A 22,274-nucleotide genomic window follows, 5' to 3' on the forward strand; every position below is an offset into this window, starting at 1 on the left:
GCCAGGACACTCACGGGGTCAGTCATAAGCAAGAGTCAGACCGCCTCAGCCGGGGCTACCCGATCCTTGCGGGATCCGGTGCGAAAAGACTGACAGTCATACCTGAAGAGCACTCAGGCTCCCATGTACCTCTGGCCGCTGCGAGAACCTCAGTGTCTTCTCCTTCCGGTCGAGTTGAGCGTGACGCCGTGTCAGCTCGCTTCCTCGGCGTCGGCAAGTGCCGTGATCTGCGCGTACCGTTCAGGGTCGAGTTCCTGCCCGAACTGGTTCAGTGCACGCAGCATTTCGAAGAAGGCGGGCTGTTCCATCTTCCGTGCCAGGTGCATCGCGATGAACAGCGGATCGTCGTAGGGCAGAGAGCGCGGCTGCTTGTCTTCGTTGACGGTGTCGGTCCTGGGCGGGCGGTCGGCGGCGCCGCGTGGTTCCGGCACGGCCGGTTCGGGTCCGCTCTCTTCGTCTTGCGCCTCTGTCTGGGGCTCTGAGGCCGAGACGTTGGCCGCCGTGCTGCTGATGATTACGCCGTAATCACTCTGGACGTTCTCCGGCACACTGGGAGCCGGTTCGGCCGCTGTCTGCTGCACCGGCTGCGGACGGGGGGCTCGGGCCTCGATTTCCTTGCGTGCCCGTTCTGCTTTGAGCTCGTCCAGGGACGCTGCCTGCTGATCGGCGGGCTTGTTGCCGATCGCGCGCAGCAAGTCGATGGGCTCTTCCCCGATCCGGGCCTGGAGTTCGGGGGTGAGATTGAGGAGCGCGAGGCGTTGTGACACCCAGCCCTGGGAGCGGTGGAGGCGCTTGGCGAGGGCCCGCTGGCTTCCGTGGATGACGAGGAGTCGCTGGAGAGCGCGTGCTTCGTCCAGTTCTTCGAGGTCCTGGCGGTGGATGTTGGCGACGAGGGCGGACTCGAGGAGTTCCTCGGAAGTACCGCCTTGGTCGTCGCTGACCATGACCTTGAGTGTGGCAAGGCCGGCTTCGCGGGCCGCGGCAAGCCGGCTGCTGCCGTCGATGACGATGTGCGTGGTGTCTGGTTCGAGGTCGGCCTCGCGGTCGGGGTTGGCCTTGATGTAGGCGTCCCGGTTCATGACCGTGATCGCCTGCTTCTGGCCGTGCGTTTTGAGGCTGCCCGCGAGGTCGGTAAGGTCGCCGAGGTTGGAGCGCGGGTTGTCGGGGTTCGGGCTGATGCGGTGGACGGGGAGTTCCGCGGGCGGTGCGATCCCGTCTGTCGGGACCCCGGTTGCGGCGGCGACGGCCTGGCGGCGGGCGCTGACTGTGCGCACTCCCCCGCCGAAGCGGCCGCTGCCGAGCTGGTCTGCCTTGCTCACAGGACCTCCCTGGCGAGGGCGCGCATGCCGACTGCCTGCTGCGATTTCGGCGCGTAGGACAGCAGCGGCTTCTTCACGCGGACGGCTTCCTTCTGTTCCTTGAGGTCGCCGATGAGTCCGACAACGCGCGGATCCTTTATGTCGACCCAGCCTTGAAGGGAGGACGTGGCGATGTAACCGCGGCGGGAGTCATACAGGTTGACGACGATGCCGAGGTAGTCGATGTCGACCTGCAGGTCGCTGCGCAGGTCGTCGACCTGGGTGGTGAGGAGTTCGTAGGCGTCGGCGGAACTGTCCTCGGCCTGGACGACGACGAGGGCTCCGGACTGTCCGGGCTTCTCGGCGTCACGGCGGCGGCCGTAGTAGGCGGCGGCGTCCATGCTGAGCCCGAGGCTGGGCGGGCAGTCGACGATGATTACGTCGTAATCACTCTCGAGCGGGGCGAGGGCTCGCTCGAGCGCTGATTCGCGGGCGCGGACCGCGGACAGCCGCACGTCGAGAAGGAAGGCGTCGTTGCAGGCGGGCAGGAGGTGGAGCCGGCCGTCGAAGACGTCGTCGTCAACGGAGACGATGAGATCGCGGAGCTCCCCCTTGGGGTCTCCTGCCATGTGGTTGGTGAGACTGTCCCCGTTCAGCGGTAGCGGGGTGGCACCGAGTTGGTTGGTGAGGTGGCACTGCGGGTCGAAGTCGACGAGCAGCACACGCATCCCGGGCCCGGGCAAGTTCTCGATGTCGAGCGGGTCGTCGGCGGGTTCGGCTTCCCCTGCGTTGGTCTCACTGGCGCGCAGGGCTTTGGTGAGGGCCTTGGCCACGCGCACGGGGTGCAGGGAGTTGGAGTCTTCAGCGAGTGCTTCGCCCAGTCCGGCGGTGATGGCGGTCTTGCCGACGCCGCCCTTCTGGTTGCAGACGACGATGCGGCGGGTGATCGCGGGCCGCTGGATGTCGGGTGCCGGATTCGTGTCGAGCCATAGCTGGACGGACTGTGCGAGGCCCTGGATGAGGGAGACGCGTCGGTCCGTTGCGATCTGTCGGAACTCTTCCCACTGGCCGGGCGGCAGGAAGGTGGAGAAGGAGTCGGCTGCCGCGGTGTCGAGAGTGGCGAGGGTGGAAGCGAGGCTGCACCAGTCTCGGATGCCCTGTTCGACGGCGGTCTGGATGTCGATGCCGTGCTGGGCGGCTCTGATCTTGAGGTTCTGCCGGAGCCGTCCCGGCAGTTTGGAGACGACCTTCTCGCGGTCGCTGGAAGTGGATGGCGAACTCATGGGGGACACCATACTAACGTCCTAGATCATCCGAGCGATTGACACGTTAGTTAGGCCAAGTTGACGCCGGATCGGGAGTTGCCCGCGTGATTCCTGTCCTCTCCCCCGGCCCCTGACATCACACCCGGCTCGCCAGTGGGCGCTTCATGCTAATTGATACATCGATGCCCCGGGAGTCCTATTCGATCTGCGGCAGCAGGTCTGGCTCGGGCCGCAGCCGTATGTGTGACTGCCTGAGCGCTCCGGCTCCCTGGACCTCAACTCAGGCCGTTCTGCGCCGAAGCCGGGACGAGTGATTACGCCGTAATCACTGGAGGGACAAAGTTGAGGTCATTGACGGGAGAGGCTTCTCGTCAGGCCTGCGGCGATCGTGGTGGCCAGGATCCAGCCTGCCGCGACCAGCGCTGCGGCGAGCCATTGCTGCCAACCGTGCGGGTTGAAGGCCTGCTCCTGGCCGAAGCTCACGACGGGCACCAGCAGGTCCAGGGTGTAGAGGAACGCGTTGAAGGTGGGCGCCTCGGCCGGCTTCACTGCGGGTGGATGATGTGAGGCGAAGGCAAGGGTCGCGGTGAGCAGCAGGAGCACGAGCCACGCTGCCGCGCGCATGGGCCGGTAGCCGTATCCGAATCCGACCGTCCAGTCCTGGATGTGGCCCCAGATGCGCAGTGTCGCCGGTTGGCTTGCCCGCTGACGACGGCACTTGGCGAGCAGTACTTGCCGCGCTGCGGCGTCGTGGCCCTGGGCGGTATAGGTGGTGGCGAGTTGCCCGTAGGGCTGTGGCAGGTATCCGGTGCCGTCCTTCGCCAGCCAGGCGAGACGGTCCCGGACGGGCAGGCTCGCTTCGAGATGGCGGTAGGTGAGCCCGTCGAGCAGCAGGTCGTCGGGCCAGCGGGCCGGGTCGTCGGCGAGGACATCGATCTGTGAGTGCCGGAAGTCCACGGGCCCGCTCAGGTCGGTGTCTGCTTTCGTTCTGACGGAACCCGCTCTGATCTTCCTTAGGGACAGTCGGCCTACGGTCGTCGCCCGCTTGAGGCACAGCACGCCGGCAACACTGCTGCTGGTGAAGGACATCCCGCCATCGGAGGCGAAGCTGCCGCAGCACTCGAAGGCGTCGCCCGCGCACAGTCCCTTGGCGGTCAGAGTGTTCCCAGCCGTATTCGACAGCCGGGCGCCGTGAAACTCGATGCTGGTGCCGACGACTGCGTCGTTGAGGACGATGTGTCCGTCGGAGGACAGGCCGCGGCAGTTGATGTGCCCCGCGACGTGCAGCCGTCGGGCTGACAGCGTCTGGCGTCCCGGGTTGTGCAGACGTGCCGCCTTCAGGTCCAGCGAGCCCTCGATGTGGGTGCCGTCCAGAGTGACTTGTCCGCGCGCCGATAAGCCTGAGGTGCCGACCAGGTCGGCGCTGATTCTTGCGAGTGAGGCGTCGAAGGTGCACTGGCTGGCGCCATCGAGTCGTGCGCTCTGGAGTTGAAGGGGGCCCTGGATGGCGCTCCCTGATATTTGGACTGTGCCTTCGACTGCAGCTGAATCGAGGGCCAGTGGACCGTCCACATGGAGCCGCTCGGCGCGCACCGCTGTACCGGCGGAATTGTTCAGCTGTGCACCGCTGAGCACGCAGCAGCGGGAGATCCGTGCATCCTGCAGTCTCAGCACCCCCTGAGACACGAGTGTGTGGCCCGGCAGGCGGGAGCTGCCGAACAGGCCGCCGTCGACCACGATCCCGTCTCCGTTGAGAGTCGCGCCCTCCGGGTTGACGATGCGGGCACCCTCCAGGACCAGAGTCCCGCCGATCCTGGCGCTCCACATCAGCAACTCGCCGTTGATGGCTGCGTCCCGGCAGAGCAGATCGCGCTCGACCACGAGGCTGTCGGCGTGAAGGGCGGGAGCACCGCTGACGTGCAGGCCTGTCAGATCAGCTGTGCCGGTCACGTGAGTCCGTGTGAGCCGGACCGAATGCGTGCTGCGGCAATCTGTGAGGCGGAGGAGGCCGTCAATGCGGGCGTCTCGCAGCAGCACACCAGGCAGCCGTGAGCCGGTGAGGTCTATGAGTTTCGTTGATGCGGCTTCCAGGCGGGGTTCGTGGTCGAACGTGCAGCCCGTCATCGTGAGGGCGTAGGGAACGTCGCAGCCAGACAGCTCAAGCCTTCCGGTCTCTCTGGCCCCGTGTACGCGCAAAGCCGGGACATGCCCGGCTTCTGGCTCGCGTTCACCGAGCATGAGCCGGGCAATGATCTCGGCGCGCACGATGGTCTCGGATGCCGATCCGGGCCCAAGCACCGAGGGCCCGAAGCTGATGCTTTGGCCTCGGGGAAATGCGTCCCACAGACGTCGTTCTGCCTCAGACAGGTCACTACCCGGCATGTCCAGGGTCCCCTCGTCTTGGCTTTGCAGCCAGAGCATGCAGCGCCTTGGTGGAGACGCGCGTCCCCATTGCGGGGTTCCGCGCGCCCCCGTCTGCGGGGCTGGTTGGGGCCCGGGGGAGAGGTGGTCTGCCTGGCCCCTCGTCAGCGCGGCTGTCTATTGCGTCTGGCTCATCTCAGCTGTTGGGAGGCAGGGTGGAGCGTACGACCAGGCCGGCTTCTTGACCGTGTGAGCGGGCAGGGAGACGCAGCCGCCGATGCCTCTGCCTCCAGAGAGACTGAGACTGACCGGGTCCGCGGGGACAAGTGATTACGCCGTAATCACCAGGAGGCGGCCGGCCCCGAACACCGTGATTACGGCGTAATCACCGACCGGAGCCGCGGCGAGACCAGAAGCGGCGGCGTGGGCGATTGTCCTGTCTCAGCGGACCCGGGGCAGTCTCGGCCTTTCCGGGGCATCGATGGCCGCGTCTCAGCTTGGCGTTATCCTCGCAGGTCACCCGACCTGCTGATCTGCGGTTCTTCCGGGGACAGCAGGGGCGGCCGTCCTCCACGCTTCGAGATGTCGAGTCACGAAGCACGAGAGAACGGCCGCTGCGTATGAGTCTCCCGGTCGACGCGCCCGCAGGCGACGCATTGGGCATCTTGTCCCGCTTTCGGGTCGAGTTCTACGAATGCCTCTACGCTCGCCAGGGCGCGCTCTTCGAGCTCACGGACGCGGTGCTGTGCGCGGACGGCCCGGTGAAGACCCTGGTCGAGCTGTCGCTGGCGGTCGAGCACCGACGCGGGCATGGCGCGTTGTACGCGGCGTTGGACCGCGGTTGGCTGGAGCCGACGCGGTTGCGCCGCACGCTGGCTGGCCTGCCGCTGCCACGTGCCGCCGACGGGCGGATCGTGCTGGCCGTGGACGTGAGCAACTGGCTCCGCCCCGATGCCCCGACCAGCGACAACCGGCTGTTCTGCCACGTCTACGGACGTGGCGACCGCAAGACGGACCAGTTCGTGCCGGGCTGGCCGTACTCCTTCGTCGCCGCGCTGGAGTCCGGCCGCACCTCCTGGGTCGCGTTGCTGGAAGACGTACGCCTGGGGCCCGCCGACGACGCGACCGCCGTGACCGCCGCCCAACTACGTGACATCGTTGAGCGGTTGACGCAAGCCGGGCACTGGCGGCCGGGCGACCTGGAGATCCTGATCGTGATGGACGCCGGCTACGACGTCACCTACCTCTCCCACGCCCTGGCCGACCTGCCGGTCGTGCTGGTCGGGCGTCTGCGCTCGGACCGGGTCATGCTCCGCGACCCAGGCCCGGTCCGCCCCGGGCCGAAGGGCGGGCGGCCCCGTCGGCACGGCGGCGTCCTCACCTTCGCCAAGCCCGACAGCTGGCACCAGCCCGACGTCACCACCAGCACGGACACCACCCACTACGGCAAGGCCGAGGCGATGGCCTGGGACCGGATGCACCCCAGACTCACCCACCGCGGCCCATGGCTGGACCACGCCGAGGAGGAACTGCCCGTCCTGCACGGCACGTTGGTGCGGCTACAGGTCGAGCGCCTGCCGGGCGACCGCGACCCGAAACTGGTCTGGCTGTGGTGCTCAGCCACCGCCGCGACGCCGGCGGACGTGGACCGCTGGTGGCAGTCGTTCCTCCGCAGATTCGATCTTGAGCACACCTTCAGGCTCCTGAAGCAGACGCTCGGCTGGACCGCCCCGAAGGTCCGCCACGCCGACAGCGCCGATCTGTGGACCTGGCTCGTCATCGCCGCCCACACCCAGCTCCGCCTCGCCCGCCCCCTAGCCGAGGACCTACGCCGTCCCTGGGAGCGACCCGCTGAGCCCCGCCGCCTCACTCCCGCACGCGTCCGCCGGGGGTTTCGCAACATCGGCGCGACGGCGGCCCGTCCGGCGGCCGCACCGAAACCGTCCAAGCCGGGCCCGGGACGGCCTCCCGGCTCGAAGAACAAGCACCGGGCCAAGCGCCACGACGTCGGCAAGACCGTCAAACGCGCCGAGTCAATCAAGGAACACCAAACCCGCCGAGGATAAACGCCAAGCTCACAAGCTGTGTCACATCCTCTTTCCGCAGGTCATAGGGCATAGGGAGGAGGGGTGATCGTTCTTGCCGTTCGGTTCGGCGTCGGATGGACACCGAACCGAACGGCAAATGAGAGATCGTCAGGCGGCTGCCGTGGGAGAGGCCGGGACGGTCTCGTTTCGACGGTTCCGGCGGGTGAGGCGGCGGGTCATGAGGGTGATGAACGCCCACTGAATGTGAGCTTCGGCGTGGGACATGAGGCGTTCGTAGTCCCGCGAGTTGCGGCGGGCTCGCATCGTCCACGAATTCGAGCGTTCAACCACCCAGCGCTTGGGCAGCAGGACGAAGCCCTTGGCGTCCCTGGGCCGGGAGACGACCTTGACGGTGATGCCGAGGGTGTCCTGGGCCCAGGTGGCGAACTCCTCGCCGCCGTAACCGTTGTCGGCCCAGACCAGGACGATTTCGGGGTGCTCGGCATGAAGGCGGGTCAGCAGAACGCGGGCGGCGTCCCGGTCCTGGACGTCGGCGGGCGTGACGAGGAGGTCGACGAGAAAGCCGTCCTGGTCGACCAGAAGATTCCGCTTCCTCCCGTTGATGTGCTTATTGGCGTCGTAGCCGCGTGTGGCTTTCGATACGGTCTCCGCGCCCTTGACGGACTGCGAGTCCACGATCACCCGGACCGGCCAGGGACACCGCCCTCGCCGCAGCCTCAACCGCCGGCGGAGCTGGTCGAGGATGCGCCGCAGGACGCCGGCCTTCGCCCAGCGGGCGAAATACCCGAACACAGTGCGCCACGGAATGCCGAAGTCAGCGGGCAGCGCCCGCCACTTCGCCCCGTTATCGGTGATGTAGCGGATGGCGTCGACCACGCGGCGGCGGGGCCACTTCTCCGGGGCCCCGCCCTTCGGTGTCTGGCAGGAGGGGGTGGGCAGGAGCCGTTCCAGCAGGACCCATTCGAGGTCGCTGGTGTCGGAGGGATAGCGGTAGCGGGGCAGCGGCATGCCGGGGTGCCGGGCCGCGACCTGAGGAAGGAGCCAGCTGCCGGGCGGTCGCGGCCCGTTGCCTTTCCGGGGGTTCACTCCAGGCTGGCGAGGAGGTGCAGGGTGGACTCGATCGCGCCCATCTGCGCCATGACCGTGCGGATATAGGGATCGTCGGGCTTCTTCTTCTGGTGCGGCAGGAGGATCCCGGCGATGAAGTTCTCCACCCGGTGGTGGACGGACTCGAAGAACGCCCGCTCGTAGCCGATCCAGACCTCCGGCGCGTCGTCCAGCATCCGATATCCCCACGTCTTGTCCCAGGTCACCGGTGGAAGCCCCTTCGCCGCGGCCACCTGGCGCAGGTGCGCGAGCCCGGTGTGGACCTGCGCGCGGGTGCGCTCGGTGGCCGCCATCAGCTGGACGATCGTCAGGCCGGCGGGGCGGGCTTCCAGGAGGGCGGAGAGGACGGCTTCGGCGTGGACGTGAGCGGGAACGCCCCGCCCCATCGCTACTCGCCCGAGCCCTTCAGCAGCTTCTGGAGCTGCTCGTCCAGGTCGACCTCGCCGCGGGTGACCGCGTTCTCGATCCAGTCCGCCGACGCCCTCACCCGCGCAAGGCCCCGCAGGATCGTCTCGCGTTCGGCGTCGTCGTAGGGCTCACCCCGCAGGTTCGGCACGATCCTTCCGGCGGTGACGGTGAACTGCGTGCAGACCGCGACCAGGTCCATGAACTGGGTGCTGTGTTCCATGCGCCGCAGCTGGTCCAGCTGCGGGGCGGCTTCCTCCTGCCCGTACTGGACCTGCTGGCGGAACTGGTCGAACTGCGCCTCATTCACTGCATGCCTGGCTGTGCCGTCGGCCATCGCCTTCGAGGCTACCGCCGGGCGGCGCAGGAAGTCGGTGGCCACCCGCGCGGCCACCTGGTCGTCGGCGGCCAGGTCGTGGATCGCGTCCACCTTCTCCTGAACGCTCTCGGGGGTGTCGACCTTCCAGCCGACGATCCGCTTCGCGCTGTCGTGCGTCCAGCGCGCGGGCCCGCCACGCGGACTGGGCGGGGGGTTGTCCACCGCCTCGAACCGCTCCTGTTCATCCGCGATGGAGGCAAGGATCTTGTGGATGGTGTGGGAGACGTCGGCCCGCCGGTGTTCCTTCGGCCAGCGCGAGGCCACCCACCGGTAGTCCCGGATCGTCGTGTAGGCGAGGCCGACGTCCTCGGCGAACAGGCGCAACGCCTCGCTGACCGTGAACAGTTCCTCGTTGCCCGACGGGTTGGAACCGCCGTAGGGGCGCATCGGCTCGATCTCCGTGGCCGCGTCCCCGAGCTGCCACTGGACGCTGCTCATCGTGGCGACCCAGTCCCGCCCCAGCTTGACCAGCTCGTCGTAGCGCTGCCGGGTCACACTGCCGACCATTCCGGTCATCCGGACACCACCCCCACGAGCCCCGGGGACAACACCCTCGCGTGCCGTCAACTCGCCCTGGAAGCCCGTCACTTCGCACGATCCGACCGCCTCTCCTCCGCTGGAAGAGCGTACCGGCCCGGCGCTCGAAGCAGCTCCACCGCCACCGGACGCGCAGGCTCACGCCCCATCGGACTGCGCGCGCCGCGCGTTCCAGGCCCGTTTGCGGCAGACGGGAGAGCAGTAGACAGCCGAGACGGGACGGCCGACCCCGACCGTCCACACCGTCCCGCACTGTGAACACGAGGCCGTCACGCCGGCCTTCACCGCCTCGGTTCGCACCCTCGCCCGCCGCATTCGCCGCCAGTGCCGCGAACGGCACGCGTCCTCGCAGAACACCGCCGTCGCCTTCGCCGACGGCATCAGCGGACCACCGCATCCCCGGCACAACCGCGGCCCGCCCTCGTCGACCGTGACGGCGACCAACCGCAGCCGGGGCACCCCGTCTTGGCTCATACCGGACACCGTACGAAGCAGACACAGGCACCGGGAGACCCCGGCGGGGGCTGACTGTTTCCCCAATGTGGCGCCGGGCTATTTGCCCTTGGCCACCTGGTCGACGCGAGGGGTGGACATGCCGATCTCTTCGCCGATCTCCCGAAGGGTGAGTGTCTCGCGCGGGCTTTCTAGGGGTCTATAAATTAGTGGATGTCAGCATGAACCATGACAAATCGATTTCGCGTAGGCGGCGCTCAACTTGTCATGTAAGACCGTAGGACAAGCTCATTCGCCGCTCGCTGTGCACATCGGCACCGAAACCCCGCCGTCACCGTGCAACCAGGCACTTCTCAGAGCGCGTTGGCGAGCCTAGATTCTGGTGGAGGGCGATGGGGACAATCCCCGTCTGCGCTGCCGAAGTCCCCGGGATCCGCCACACCTGTCATGGCACAGCCATGTCCACCGTCATACAGGGGGAAGACCAATGAACAAGACACTCAAGGCGCTCACGGTGTGCGCCCTGGGCTCGGCCGTGAGCACTGTGGCCGGCCCGGCAGTACCGTCGACATCAACGGGCCTCATGTGCCGCCCTGCATGAAGACCTCGGGCAGCTACTGACAGTCGGTCCTCATCGTCACCAGCGACGGCGGCGCGCCGACGAGCGTGACCGCGCCTGTCACCTTGCAACTCAACTGGAACAACGCCTCCTGCAACTACTGCCACAGCGACTCTCCTCTGCACCCTCTCCCCGGGCCGGAGCCCGGCCTGCTTCGACAGCACCCGCTCCCCTCCCTCGGCCTGACACGGACCGGGGCCCTCCGTCAGCCAAGGAGTACACCCATGCCCGCTTTCGTACCTCTGATCAGAACAACCAGGCTGGCGCTTGCCGCCGCGGTCGTACTGCCGATGGCCTGCCTCGGGGTTGTCGCATCGTCCCCGTCGGCCCACGCATGCGGCTCCAGCGCCATGGTCGGCTCGCACACGCTGACCGACAGCAGGGACGATGCGCCGCTGGGAACGATCACGCTCTACTACAACTCGTGTCAACGGTCCACCTGGGCGGAGCTGGACGTCGACTACTACAACATGGACTGCCACTTCCCGTCGGGCCCGGGCTGGTGGCTCGCGGTCGACCTCGTCGATCAGAACGGGCACGTCATCTCGCACGGTGACTCCAACGGATTCAAGCGCTGGTACGGCGTCATCACTGCGGCCCAATCCATCGACAACTACCCGGCGCCCAAGTCCTTCCAGGCTCGGGGCTGGGTGCGTACCTCCTACTCCGACGGCAGCCAGGAGAACAGCGTGTTCTTCGACTCCGACTGGCACCAGTACTCGACCGGAGGTGACCCGGGAGGCGGGTGGGATGCCGCCCTCGACAGCCAGAGCATCTGCTAGAGATCTTCGACGGTGGGGTCACGCCGGGTGCTGCCGCTCGGAACCGTTGCGCAGGTGCACGGTGACGCCGGGTGTCCCGGCGCAGGTGAACCCGGTGCCAGCGGGAGGTGACAGATCCGTCCCGGTTGCATCCCGGTTGCAGTGCTCGAACGCCGCCCGCAGCCCCGCCATGACGGCTGCGAGCGGCGCGAAGGATCTGTTGGCACTGTGAGACGGGCCCTCCAGTGTCGGTCCGCACAGCGAGCCTTGTTGTGCCCCTGCCAGCACCTGCCTACTCTGCGACCGAAGCGGCTTGCGAGTCTCTCGGGGGACGATATGCAGGGTGATCTGCGTGCGGACACGGCGACTGTCGGACGGATTCGACGGGCCGACGCCGTGCTGGACATGCAGCGTGCAGCCCGCAAGGGCGGCACCGGGCCTGTGCTTCGCTGGCTAGCGGGCCGCACCGGCGCCACCATCTTTCTGATGAACTCTGCGGGTGCTCCGGACCACCCGCCCCACGCTCTCCTCGGCGACGCCGAGCGTGGTCTCGCGCTGCGCGGTGCACGAGAGTTAGCTGAGCGGCGGCTGAGGTCCGTTGCCATCGACCAGGACGGACTCACCTGCATCGTCCTTCCCCTCGACGGATCGCGGGGTGCCACCGCGCCCCTTCTCGCTGCCGTCGTGCCCCGGCCGGCACCACCTGAACTGCCGCTCCTGCTCGCGGATGCCACATCCGTGCTGAGTCTGAGCTGGCTGGCGGAACACACCCGGCTAAAGCAGCGTCGGCTGAGGATCGCCGAAGCCGGGACGCGCGAAGCAGTCCTGCATTTGCTGCTCAACGGCCATACGTCCGCTGCCCGCCAGATCGCGGGGGCGCTACGCCCGGCTCTGCCCGCGATGGTGCGGGTGTACGTCATCGAGTGTCCGCCGAGGGATCGCAGCCAACTGGTCGAGGAACTGACCGATGTGGCCGAAGGCGCATGGGTCGTGCAATGCCCGGTGTACGCCGACCACCTCTTCATGCTTGCGCCCGGTGACGGCGCCCCGGCACCGGTCTGGCCCCCCGAGCTGGCGGCCACCTGCTGGATCGGAGAGAGCAGCGCCGTGCCCCTGCGGGAAACCGCCACCGGCTACGCTCAGGCATTCCACGCACTCGCCGCCGCACGCGGCAGCTCCAAACGGCAGGCCTCGTTCGCGGCCAACCCCGACCTGGCACCGACCATCGGGCCCGCAGCGGCAACCTGGGCCGAAGCCTTCCTCTCACCGATCCGTACCCACCGCGCCAAGCGGGCCCAGGACCCCGACAGCGCGGAACTGCTGGCCACCGCCGCGTCATGGCTCAGCTTCCACTCCCGTGCGACGGCCCACCTGAATATTCACCGCAACACCCTGAGCGCGCGCCTGACATGCATCCAAGAACTGCTCGGCGCAGACCTGCATCGGCTCGCCGACCAAGCCGCACTGGCACTCGCCCTGCGCACCATCACCGCAAAGATCCCGCCACCGCCAGAGGACGATGCCGCACCGGCGGGGCAGACGTTACCCACCTTGGACGAGCTCCTGCTGCTGCCCCGTGTCGCGGCGTGGGCCCAACAACAGTTCCGTCCTGTCACCGCGCCCGACATCCCAGCATGCATCGCGGAAACCCTCACCACCTGGCTGCGCCTCGACGCACGCATCGGCCCCACCGCGACCGCACTGTCCATCTCGACATCCGCCGTACGCAAGCGCCTGACACGCAGCGAAGCACTGCTCAAACGCTCGCTTCTACGGTCCCCCAGCGCCATCCATGACCAGTGGCTCGCACTACGCGCCCTCGACCTGGCCGAGCCAAGCGAAGTGCCGCGCCACTTTGTCGGCCTCTCCGCGAGCGCATGATGAGGCCACCTGCGGCGGGGCCGCCACGTCGTGTAGGCCCAGGCCAGCTCCCGGCGCTGACCTGACCTTTTGGGTTCAGAAACAGCTTCTCAGCTTGTTCTTTATCTACCGTCCGCGTCATAGGGCGGGGACGGACGGTTCCAGACGGCGTCTGACCGGCTGACAACCTTCCCAAGTTCGTGGGCACTCCGGGACGATATGGCCTGCATCACGGTGTCGAGGAGGGCTCGGGATTCGAGGGGGTTGCCGCAGCAGTACCAGTGCACGTTGCCCCACTCGTAGTCGTGCCACAGATCCCGCTCGGGCTGGTGGACGTAGTTCTTCCACAGACCCACAGCTGTGCTGACATCGCCTGGCCGCAGATAGTTGCGGGTGTGCTCGAGGCGGCTGATCTCGGACAGTGCACGCGAAGACAGGCCGTCGATGACCGGCCTTGCACCCGTTGTCGGGTGGCTGCCGGGGGCGCCAGCACGGATCTGTCCTGGCCGTCTACGCGGCATGGACCTTTCGGTTCGTCGTCATGCGGTACATGGTGCCACGGTCTCGAATGGCGTCTCGAACGGATTCGCTCGCATGGGGATTCGCCAGACGTGGGGGCGGCCTTCGCCTGATCATGTGCTCCGACCAAGGTGCACGTGACCACGACGAAGGCCGTGAGGGTGAGTCTGCTGCCTGATGCTGTCCGAAGGGAGGCGTTCGCGGAAGCATCACGCTTCCGGGGCGAGTTCTACGAGTGTCTGACCGCCCGGCGCGACGAGTTGTTCGAGCTCGTGGACGCGGTGCTGTGTGCGGACGGGGCGGTGAAGTCCCCGGTGGACCTGACGCTGCTGCCCGAGCATCGTCGCGGGCACGGAGCAATGTACGGCGGCCTGAACCACGGCCGGATCGACGTCGACCAGCTCCAGACGGTGCTGGCCGGGCTACCCCTGCCGCGTTTCGAGGGCGGGCGCCTGGTCCTGGCGGTCGACGTGTCGCCGTGGCTCCGCTCGGATGCGCCATGCTCAGCAGAGCGGCTGTTTTGCCACGTCTACGGCCGCGCGAAGACAGCATCGCAGTTCATTCCGGGCTGGCCCTACTCCTTCGTGGCCGCGCTGGAGCCGGGCGCTACCTCCTGGACCGCGATCCTGGACACGGTTCGGCTCGGCCCGGCGGACGACGCGACCGCGGTCACCGCCGCCCAGCTCCGAGGAGTCGTTGAACGGCTCATCGCCACAGGCCAGTGGCAAGCCGGGGACCCGGCCATCGTGATCGTCAGCGACGCCGGCTACGACGTCACCCGCCTGGCCTGGGTCCTGCGCGACCTGCCCGTCGAGATGGTCGGCCGGGTCCGCTCCGACCGCGTCATGCGCCTGCCGAAGCCGCCGAGGATGCACGGCGTCAACGGTCGGCCTCCCAAGCACGGCCCTGAATTCCGCTTCACCAAGCCGGACACCTGGCCCGAGCCCGCGATCACCACGGTCACCGACACCAGCAACTACGGCAAGGCCGAAACCCAGGCGTGGGACCGGGTGCACCCCAGGCTCACCCACCGCTCCTCCTGGCTCGACCACGACGGCGAACTGCCCTTGGTCGAGGGCACGTTGATTCGGCTGAAGGTCGAGCACCTATCGAAGGACCGAGATGCCCCGCCGGTGTGGTTATGGTCCTCCAAGACCGGTGCCACCCCGGACGACGTGGACCGTTTCTGGCAGGCATTTCTCCGCCGCTTCGATCTGGAGCACACCTTCCGATTCGCGAAGCAGACCCTCGGCTGGGCCACTCCGAAACTCCGTACTCCTGAGGCGGCGGACCGCTGGACCTGGCTCCTGATCGTCGCTCACACCCAACTCCGGCTCGCCCGTCCCCTCGCTGCGGACCTCCGCCGGCCCTGGGAGAAGCCCGCTGCCTCCAACCGGCTCACCCCGGCCCGGGTCCGCCGGGGGCTCAGGAACATCCGCGCTCATCTCACCTGCCCGACCCGTGTTCCCAAACCCCGAGGCGCTGGCCCCGGACGGCCACCCGGCGCCAAGAACAAACATCGGGCACCCCGCTACGACGTCGGCAAGACCGTCAAACGCCCCGAGACCCTCAAGGCCATCGGCAAGCCTGGAAGATCTTGGTAGATAAAGAACAAGTTCCAGACGACGATGGACAAGGGTCTTCGGCGCGTCGCCGCCGAATACGGACTGACCATTCACTGAGCCGTGACCGAGGACCAGCCCCCAGACGGGCCTGCTGCTGGGGAAGCGCAACATCGACAGCACGACTACAGCGGCAGCGTTATGCCGAGCTCCTGCATGGCGCTGGAGGGCGGGCCGCCTTCGGAGCGTTCGGTCTTGTAGCCCTTGACGCGGGGTTCCAGGGTGCGAGGATCGACGGCTTCGGCGGGGGCGCTCTTGGCGTACAAGCCCACGGGCTGGCTGTCGCGGTCGTGGGGCAACAGCCAGAACACGCGGCGGCGGAACGTGCCGGAGGCGCGGGAGGGTTTGGCGGTGGGGCCCAGGAGGACGTAGCCGACCATGCGGCCGTCGCGGTGGTAAGCCGGCTTTCCCTTGCGGGTGGGGAGCCGGTCCAGGCTCTGACGGACGTAGTCGAGGTGGTCGATGTCCTCCAACCACACGATGTCGGCTTCGTGGCTGATCTCGTCCTCGGTAATCAGGGAGCTCATGCGCGGTCCCTCTCCTGGTCGGTGAGCAGTCCGATGCCGGGGTAGTGCTTGCGCTGGTTGGACAGGATCATCTCCTTGGGCGAGGCCAGGCCGACGAGTTCCCGGGTACGGGACGCGAACGCACGCGAGGACATGGCCGGTGCCCCTTCATTCTGGCACCAGGCCCGGTAGGCGGCGTAGAGCGCCGTCTGTTCCGCGCGCAGTTCGGTGTCGAGGCGGCAGCACTCTTCGTAGAAGCGGCCGGTGTGGTCCTCGGTTTCCGCGTAGGCGCTGGTGGCGATCCGGACGCGTTCAGGGCCGGTCAGGTCGCGGTCGCCGGCGAGGTAGCGGCGGGCGCCGTCGACGAGCCACGTGAGAATGCCGGGGCCTTCCTCGGTGACGAGGAGGTCCGCGAGGTTGTCGATCTTGCGGTGGTCGGGGACGACCCGCTCGAACGGGATCAGCCGCATGCGGCGCCAGAACGCGAAGCCGCCGGTGCCGACTTCGGGGCGGTGGTTGCCCAGCAGCCACAGTTTGTGGGTGGGGTTGAAGCCGAAGAAGTCCTGCCTCATGCGGCGGGCCTTGATGCGGTCTCCGCCGGTCAGCAGCTTGACGCGGCCTTCGTCGAACTTGTCCCCCGGTTTCACCTCGGAACAGACAATGACGCGTCGGCCGTGGAGTTCGGCCAGGTCTGTGGGGTGGCCTTCGTAGGGGCGGGCCATCAGAAAGCCGGGCGGGGCCGCGTCCGCGTAGTCGCCCAGGAGCTTCATCAGGACGTCCAGGAGGACGGATTTACCGTTCTTGCCGGAGCCGAACAGGAAAGGGAGGACCTGGCCGCCGACGTCACCGGTGACGGAATAGCCCAGCAGCAGCTGCAGGTAGGCGATCATCTGCCGGTCTTCGGCGTCGGCGCCGAAGGTATCGGTCAAAAACCGCTCCCAGCGCGGGATGGGCATGCTCTGCGGGCCGACGGCTGTGGAGCGGGAGTGGAAATCCTTGTTGGGGTCGGGGACCTTGACCAGGCCGGTGCGCAGGTCGACGATCCCGTCGGGAGTGCACAGGGCGTATGGGTCGGCGTCCAGGAGAGCGGCGTTGAGAACCATGCCAGGGGCGGACTTGGCCTGGGCGAGCATCGCGTTCATGCCCGTGGTGGACAGCGCGCGGCGGCGGTGCGACTGCAGGGCCTGGGCCGTGAGCACGCCACGGGGGTCGTGGACGGCGATAGCCTCGGCGAGGTCACCGGCTGCCCAAAGCACGGTGTCGTCCTCGTCGATCTGCCAGCGGGTGGTGTCCCACCGGTACCAGCCCATCCCGGGCACGTGCCGGTAGTCGTTGGCATACAGCTTGACGAACAGCTTGGCGTTGCCGCGGTCGGTAAGGGTGTCGGGCAGGAGTCCGGCAGCGGTCGCTTCTCCGGCGGCCGCGCGGGAGGCGTCAGCCTGGGCCGGCAGAGCAACGGTGGTGGCTGGTGCGGGGCGTGCCTGGTTGCGGATCTGGGCGGCGACGGCTTCGGGGTCGAACTCGAAGAGGGCCTCGGTCTCGTTGCGGTGTGACGTCATCGGGGGCCCCTTCGCGTGTGGAGGGGGTGCTGGCGGCCTGCGGTCATGCCGCTGCGGATGATCTGGGCGGCTCGGCGCTCCTGGCCCGGGCGGGCGTCGGCCGCAGCCTGGGTGAGGGCGAGCTCGGCTTCTTCCTCGGTAAGGCGGCCTGCGGCGACGAGGCCGCCGAGAGTGTAGGCGGCACGGTTGAGGGTGTCGGAGAACCCTGCGCCTTCGGTGAGGTGGCCGCAGGCCTCGACGGGGGCGAGGACGGAGGCAAGCATGCGCTGGATGCGGTCGCGGCCGCCGCCCGCGGCGAGCACAGCCTGCTGGGCGCGTGGCGGGACCGGTCGGGGTGCGGGGATGCTCGGGGCGGGTAGGTGACCGGTGCGCTCGAGTTCCTGGGCAAGCCAGGTGGGCAAGGCGGCCAGCTCGCGGACGCTGTCGACCGGGACGTAGGTGCCGTCACGGGTGGTGGTACCGGGGGCGATGATGTAGCCCCCGTGCGCACGGACGTCGACCTGCCAGGCCAGTGCGGTGCCCTGGCTGGAGCCTGCGGAGCAGCGCCAGCGCCGGTTGTCGGCTGCCCGGTACCAGACGTGCAGGCCGCCTGAGGGGGTACGGACGCGCAGCGTGGTGTCGTCTTCCGCGGGGCTGTGCTGGCCGCGCAGAGCGGCCAGGACGGCAAGGGTGTGGAAGCCGTTGGCCAGGCCGGTGAGATCGATGTCGTCGCCGATCGGGATACCGGGCAGGATCCGGTCCCGGGTGGGCGGCTGGGTGAGGTGGGCGTCGATGTCGATGACGACCAGACCGGCCGGGCCGCAGGCGATGCCGACGCCGAACTCCGGGTGGGCGCCCCACCACTGGGTGATATAGCGCTGGTCGAGGGTGGCGGCGTGGAACCCGTGGCACCAGCGGCCTGCGGGCAGGCACGGGCACTCGGCGGGCGGGTGCGGAGTCGTGCGGCACTGGGTGCAGTTGGCGGCCGGAGTTTTGCGGCCGGCGGCCAGGGGGTGCACGGGCCAGCCACGGCGCGCGCACCAGCTGGCAGTGGCCAGGGAGGCAGCGACTGAAGACTCGGGGGCGGGCTGCCGTGAGTCGCTGCCAGAAAGGCGCAGGTCAGCACGCATACACACCCCCTATCAGCGACCGAAGCGACTCAACGACGGACACAGCCTAGCGAACGTGGCCCTTGAGGACGTGCAGCACGTGCGAAGGAACCCCGAGGCCGTGTCGATGATGCGACCGGCAGGCACCGGCAGCGACCCAACACAGAAGGCAGCGACCCAGAGACATTCAGTCGCTGCCGCTCCAGTTCACAGAAAACTGCAGGTCAGATGCTACGCACGACTCAGAACAGCGACTGAAGCGACTGAAGCTCCCTATATGTAACGCACACGCGCACACAGGAACGTCTTCATATACCCCGACCTTGAGTCGCTTCGGTCGCTGTGAACTCTTGATCACTGCTTTGACCTGCACATTCGTACATCAGGCGAGCAGCGACCGAACAGTCGCTGGGTAGCTGGGCCTTCGGTCGCTGTCTTCGTCCACCCCCGCAACAACCCAAGCGACTGAAGCGACTGAGCGGCCGACAAAGGGCTCGCGACTGGCCGCTGTGACGGAGAACCCAGCCATGAGTCGCTTCGGTCGCTCAGGGCAGTCCGGGGCACTTGGGAGACCGCCTCCGCGGTCGCGGAGTCCTGCACCAGGCATGGCGCCGCGACCGGCAGCAGGGCCGGATGTCAGACCTGTCCGATTTACTGCCCCGACCGGAAGAAAGGTGCGGGACATGCTCGAGCTGGTTCACAACGATCCGCGCGGCCGGTTACTGAACTACTGCAGGAGGAGTTCGCTTCCTGACAGAGCGCTAGTGCTGGATTCCTCATTGGATGTACACATATCGGCGTCGTAGTGGGCGGGTCGGCGGGGCTGGCCGGCCCCAGACCCATGGCCGTGCGCGGGCGTTGAGCTGCTGCGTGGCCAGGGCTGTGGCCTGGGCGATGTCGTCGGGGTTGGCGAAGGACCGCCCAGCCAGGGCGGTCTTGCGGAAGATCCGCCACCACCTGCAGCACCGCCGCGACGACGACCCGCCAGCCCTGTACTACTTCACCGCCGAACAGGTCGCCGCCGAAACCGGCCACGCCCTCGTCGAACTCGCCGCAGCCAACCCGACCACGCACGACGGCTCCTCGCCGAAGCCACCGAACACCTGTCCCCACTTGCCGACAACGGTCCGACCAGCGGCTTCCAGCGCTCCGCCCTCCTGCATGGCATCCACCTCGCGCGCGCCCACCTCCTCGCGCACGACACTGAAGCGACCCTGCACACGCTGCTGCGACTGGCCGACCACGTGCCGCACGTCCAGTCGATCCGCTGCCGCAGCCTCCTGCACCGCATCCGCCGCCAGGCCGGCACCCACATCCAGCGCTGATGCGCTCGCTATGGTCGACCGGGCACTATCGGTGTCATGACCACCTTCAGCGTTGCCCAGCCCAGCGAATCCGCCCGGCTGCTGAGGGAGGTGCCCTACGACCATCCCGACGCACGCCGCCTCACTCAGGCCCTGTACCGGGAACAGATCGCCACCTACGGGTTCGCCGACGACCCCACCGACACCCCCGTCACGCATTTCGACCCACCGCACGGGCTGTTCCTCATAGCCCACCGGCACGGTGTGCCCGTGGGCTGCGGCGGCATCCGCCTCCTCGACGAGAACACCGCAGAGATCAAACGGATGTACGTGGCGCAGACCGCGCGCGGCCAAGGCCTGGGCAGGCACATTCTCCAGAGCCTGGAGGACCAAGCAGTCTCCCGGGGGGCCACGCAGATCGTCCTGGAGACCGGTGTCAGCAATCACGGCGCCCTGGCGCTCTACCAGAACAGTGGATACAGGCCTCGCCTCTCATACGTGCCCGGACGAGACCCGCTCGTGAACCGCGCTCTGACGAAGCAGCTCGGAGAGTGACCTTCGCCGCCAACGAGCCCACGAGGCCGCACACACCGAGGAATACCGCAAGTGCCGGACACGACTGCTGCGCCGGAATCAGCATCCCGCTCAGCGACAGTGTCAACTGACCCTGGCGGCGGTCAGGCCCCGCAACGCGATCTTGAACATGCTGCGTTGATACCGGCCACGCGGCGCGCCGCGACAGGAAACCGCGTCAATGTCGCCCGGGCGAGCGGAGGTCATGTGAGCGCCAGGGCAGCCGCATGGCCTCCCGTGGGGAGCCGGGAGGTGCGGCGGGCCCTGCCGGTCGCAGTGACCGGCAGGGCCCAACAGGGGGCCTCACCCGGGGGATTAGCGCGGCGCCCGCAGGCACACCATGCACCACAAACCGGCCACACGGATAGACGTTGGCCGAAACCTGTCCACTGGTGTCACCAGCCGCAATGCCGCGTCGGAGACGGGATGGGGCGGGACGGAAAAACGCCTCCAGGTCCGCAACCCTGGAGACGTTCTCCCCATGCTCCGCACCATTCCTTCGCCCCGCGGGTCGCACTGTCAGTGGCCGATGGCAGCATGGTCGGCTTGTCCCGCCTGCACGCCGCAGACCGGGCTGATCCAGGAATATGGAGCAACGCAATGAACCGGAGCGAACTGGTGACTGCGCTGGCAGAGCGCGCCCAGGTGACCCGCAAGGACGCCGATGCGGTTCTGACCGCCCTCGCGGAAAGCGTCGGCGATGTCGTCGCCAAGGGAGACGAGAAGGTGACGATTCCGGGCTTCCTCAGCTTCGAGCGCACCCACCGCGCCGCGCGAACCGCGCGCAACCCGCAGACCGGCGAGCCGCTGGAGATCCCGGCCGGATACAGCGTGAAGGTCTCCGCGGGCTCCAAGCTCAAGGAAGCCGCCAAGGGCAAGTGACCCCCGGCTCCCGGTGTCCTGCGGGGCACCGCGGAGCACGGATCGGCACGGGTGTCAGGCGGGGACGCGGCACGCTGCGCCGCACGCAAAGCCGGGTACTTGAGCCGCCGGCAGGGTAGAACGGACGCCGGGCACCGTCCGGTCGAGGACGGGCCTGCACCCAGACGAGCCGGGAATTCCGGCAGGATTTGAAGGACATCAGCATGGCCAGCGGCACCGTGAAGTGGTTCAACGCCGAAAAGGGCTTCGGCTTCATCGAGCAGGACGGCGGCGGACCGGACGTCTTCGCCCACTACTCCAACATCTCCGGCAACGGCTTCCGGGAGCTCCTTGAGGGCGAGAAGGTCACGTTCGACGTAGGCCAGGGCCAGAAGGGTCCCCAGGCCGAGAACATCGTCCGCGGCTGACACGAACATCGCAGAGTGGAAGTCCGAGGCCTTCGAGAGCCTCGGGTTGAATCCCACCGTGTGAAGAGGGGTCCGGCGCAGCCGGGCCCCTCCTCTGTTCCCCGCGAACCTGGCCAGCCCGGGCAGCGCCGAGAAGTGGTCAGCCCGGCCCCGCCAGAGCGTTACGAGACCGGGCTGGAACTGCGGACCAACAGCCCGTTGGCGCCGGGACCTCAGCCTTCGCGCATTCTAGAACGCACCCGTCCGGCGAGGGTCCTCAACGAGACTCAAGCCCCGAAGAGGACATCCGCGGTGCCTACGGGGAGCAGCCGGTGTACATCAACCAGGACGCCTCGAGCATGACCGTGAGCTTCGACGACGCGGGGCCGGTCTTTACCTACCTTGCACAATGCCCCGCTGATTGGGGCGAGCAGGCCTGATGTTTCGGGAGGCGGCCGCAGCGCCCTGCCCGCCAGCGTGGTGATGGGCGCCTGCTGTGCAGTACATGACGAGAGCGTAGAACCGCGTGCGGAGGGCCGGGCGCCGACTTCCGCGTGCGCTCGTACCCGTCGGGCGGGGGCGTTTGGTGCATCGGCACCGGACGTGGCGGGCGGACCGGTACGCTGCGCAGCAGTGGCCGGCGCATCGGCCCAAGCCCGCTCCCTGGCCCATGACCGGGGTGCACCACGGCGAAGGTGCCCGCGGACCCCGCACCGGGGTCCGGTCTGTGAGCATCAGTGTG

The 22,274-nt window shown here is 68.0% G+C and carries 17 protein-coding genes; 7 read left to right on the forward strand and 10 right to left on the reverse strand.

Features of this window, described 5'->3' with window-relative positions; translation table 11 throughout:
• Positions 1–191: 191 nt before the first annotated feature.
• The 3 genes from ABZ656_RS18515 to ABZ656_RS18525 all read right to left on the reverse strand — a co-directional run bounded on the left by ABZ656_RS18515 (position 192) and on the right by ABZ656_RS18525 (position 4,513).
• Positions 192–1,319, reverse strand: coding sequence for a ParB/RepB/Spo0J family partition protein (locus ABZ656_RS18515; protein WP_101408535.1), 1,128 nt, complete (start codon positions 1,317–1,319; stop codon positions 192–194).
• Positions 1,316–2,581 carry a ParA family protein gene (locus ABZ656_RS18520; protein WP_101408534.1) on the reverse strand — a complete coding sequence of 422 codons (1,266 nt, stop codon included), beginning with the start codon at positions 2,579–2,581 and terminating at the stop codon, positions 1,316–1,318. Before ABZ656_RS18520 ends, ABZ656_RS18515 begins: the two co-directional genes overlap by 4 nt.
• A 330-nt stretch (positions 2,582–2,911) precedes the next feature.
• Positions 2,912–4,513, reverse strand: a complete 1,602-nt coding sequence (locus tag ABZ656_RS18525) for a hypothetical protein (protein WP_360269244.1) — start codon at positions 4,511–4,513, stop codon at positions 2,912–2,914.
• A 1,031-nt stretch (positions 4,514–5,544) separates the two neighbouring features.
• Between ABZ656_RS18525 and ABZ656_RS18530 the strand changes: the two genes are divergently transcribed.
• Positions 5,545–6,990 carry an NF041680 family putative transposase gene (locus tag ABZ656_RS18530; RefSeq protein ID WP_360269246.1) on the forward strand — a complete coding sequence of 482 codons (1,446 nt, stop codon included), beginning with the start codon at positions 5,545–5,547 and terminating at the stop codon, positions 6,988–6,990.
• 129 nt (positions 6,991–7,119) lie between these two features.
• On the opposite strand, the gene ABZ656_RS18535 is transcribed toward ABZ656_RS18530, so the two are convergent.
• The 3 genes from ABZ656_RS18535 to ABZ656_RS18545 are packed head-to-tail and all read right to left on the reverse strand — an operon-like array spanning position 7,120 to position 9,379.
• Positions 7,120–8,058, reverse strand: coding sequence for an IS5 family transposase (locus ABZ656_RS18535; RefSeq protein ID WP_360269248.1), 939 nt, complete (start codon positions 8,056–8,058; stop codon positions 7,120–7,122).
• On the reverse strand, positions 8,055–8,465 hold the full coding sequence (locus ABZ656_RS18540; RefSeq protein WP_101408530.1) for a RacP protein: 411 nt from the start codon (positions 8,463–8,465) through the stop codon (positions 8,055–8,057). The genes ABZ656_RS18535 and ABZ656_RS18540 overlap by 4 nt, the downstream gene beginning before the upstream one ends.
• Before the next feature lie 2 nt (positions 8,466–8,467).
• Positions 8,468–9,379 carry a DUF6192 family protein gene (locus ABZ656_RS18545; RefSeq protein WP_101408529.1) on the reverse strand — a complete coding sequence of 304 codons (912 nt, stop codon included), beginning with the start codon at positions 9,377–9,379 and terminating at the stop codon, positions 8,468–8,470.
• Between the two features lie 1,317 nt (positions 9,380–10,696).
• Between ABZ656_RS18545 and ABZ656_RS18550 the strand changes: the two genes are divergently transcribed.
• The 3 genes from ABZ656_RS18550 (at position 10,697) to ABZ656_RS18560 (ending at position 15,216) form a co-directional block, all read left to right on the forward strand.
• Positions 10,697–11,254, forward strand: coding sequence for a hypothetical protein (locus ABZ656_RS18550; RefSeq protein WP_266945889.1), 558 nt, complete (start codon positions 10,697–10,699; stop codon positions 11,252–11,254).
• Positions 11,255–11,638: 384 nt separating this feature from the next.
• The gene (locus ABZ656_RS18555) at positions 11,639–13,114 is read left to right on the forward strand and encodes a helix-turn-helix domain-containing protein (protein WP_360269287.1); all 1,476 of its coding nucleotides are present in this window, start codon (positions 11,639–11,641) and stop codon (positions 13,112–13,114) included.
• 659 nt (positions 13,115–13,773) lie between these two features.
• On the forward strand, positions 13,774–15,216 hold the full coding sequence (locus tag ABZ656_RS18560; RefSeq protein ID WP_101408715.1) for an NF041680 family putative transposase: 1,443 nt from the start codon (positions 13,774–13,776) through the stop codon (positions 15,214–15,216).
• Between the two features lie 143 nt (positions 15,217–15,359).
• Here the strand turns inward: ABZ656_RS18560 and ABZ656_RS18565 are convergent, their stop codons facing one another.
• From ABZ656_RS18565 to ABZ656_RS18580, 4 genes are all read right to left on the reverse strand, one after another.
• Positions 15,360–15,761 (reverse strand): DUF6009 family protein, encoded by a 402-nt coding sequence (locus tag ABZ656_RS18565; protein WP_101408527.1) that lies wholly within the window; start codon positions 15,759–15,761, stop codon positions 15,360–15,362.
• Positions 15,758–17,299, reverse strand: a complete 1,542-nt coding sequence (locus tag ABZ656_RS18570; protein ID WP_101408526.1) for a phage/plasmid primase, P4 family — start codon at positions 17,297–17,299, stop codon at positions 15,758–15,760. The genes ABZ656_RS18565 and ABZ656_RS18570 overlap by 4 nt, the downstream gene beginning before the upstream one ends.
• Positions 17,296–18,297 carry a bifunctional DNA primase/polymerase gene (locus ABZ656_RS18575; RefSeq protein ID WP_360269251.1) on the reverse strand — a complete coding sequence of 334 codons (1,002 nt, stop codon included), beginning with the start codon at positions 18,295–18,297 and terminating at the stop codon, positions 17,296–17,298. The genes ABZ656_RS18570 and ABZ656_RS18575 overlap by 4 nt, the downstream gene beginning before the upstream one ends.
• Positions 18,298–19,382: 1,085 nt before the next feature.
• Positions 19,383–19,700, reverse strand: a complete 318-nt coding sequence (locus ABZ656_RS18580; RefSeq protein WP_360269253.1) for a hypothetical protein — start codon at positions 19,698–19,700, stop codon at positions 19,383–19,385.
• 48 nt (positions 19,701–19,748) lie between these two features.
• Here ABZ656_RS18580 and ABZ656_RS18585 point away from each other — a divergent pair, with 48 nt between their 5' ends.
• The 3 genes from ABZ656_RS18585 (at position 19,749) to ABZ656_RS18595 (ending at position 21,553) form a co-directional block, all read left to right on the forward strand.
• Entirely contained in the window at positions 19,749–20,246 is a 498-nt protein-coding gene (locus ABZ656_RS18585) for a GNAT family N-acetyltransferase (protein ID WP_360269255.1), read from the forward strand.
• 618 nt (positions 20,247–20,864) lie between these two features.
• Positions 20,865–21,146, forward strand: a complete 282-nt coding sequence (locus tag ABZ656_RS18590) for an HU family DNA-binding protein (protein ID WP_054230207.1) — start codon at positions 20,865–20,867, stop codon at positions 21,144–21,146.
• Between the two features lie 203 nt (positions 21,147–21,349).
• Positions 21,350–21,553: a cold-shock protein gene (locus ABZ656_RS18595; protein ID WP_097228186.1), complete on the forward strand. Its 204-nt coding sequence runs from the start codon at positions 21,350–21,352 to the stop codon at positions 21,551–21,553.
• Positions 21,554–22,274 lie beyond the last annotated feature (721 nt).

Origin of the sequence: Streptomyces sp. NPDC007095, assembly GCF_040634475.1 — a bacterium.
In the GTDB taxonomy this organism is placed as follows: Bacteria; Actinomycetota; Actinomycetes; order Streptomycetales; family Streptomycetaceae; genus Streptomyces.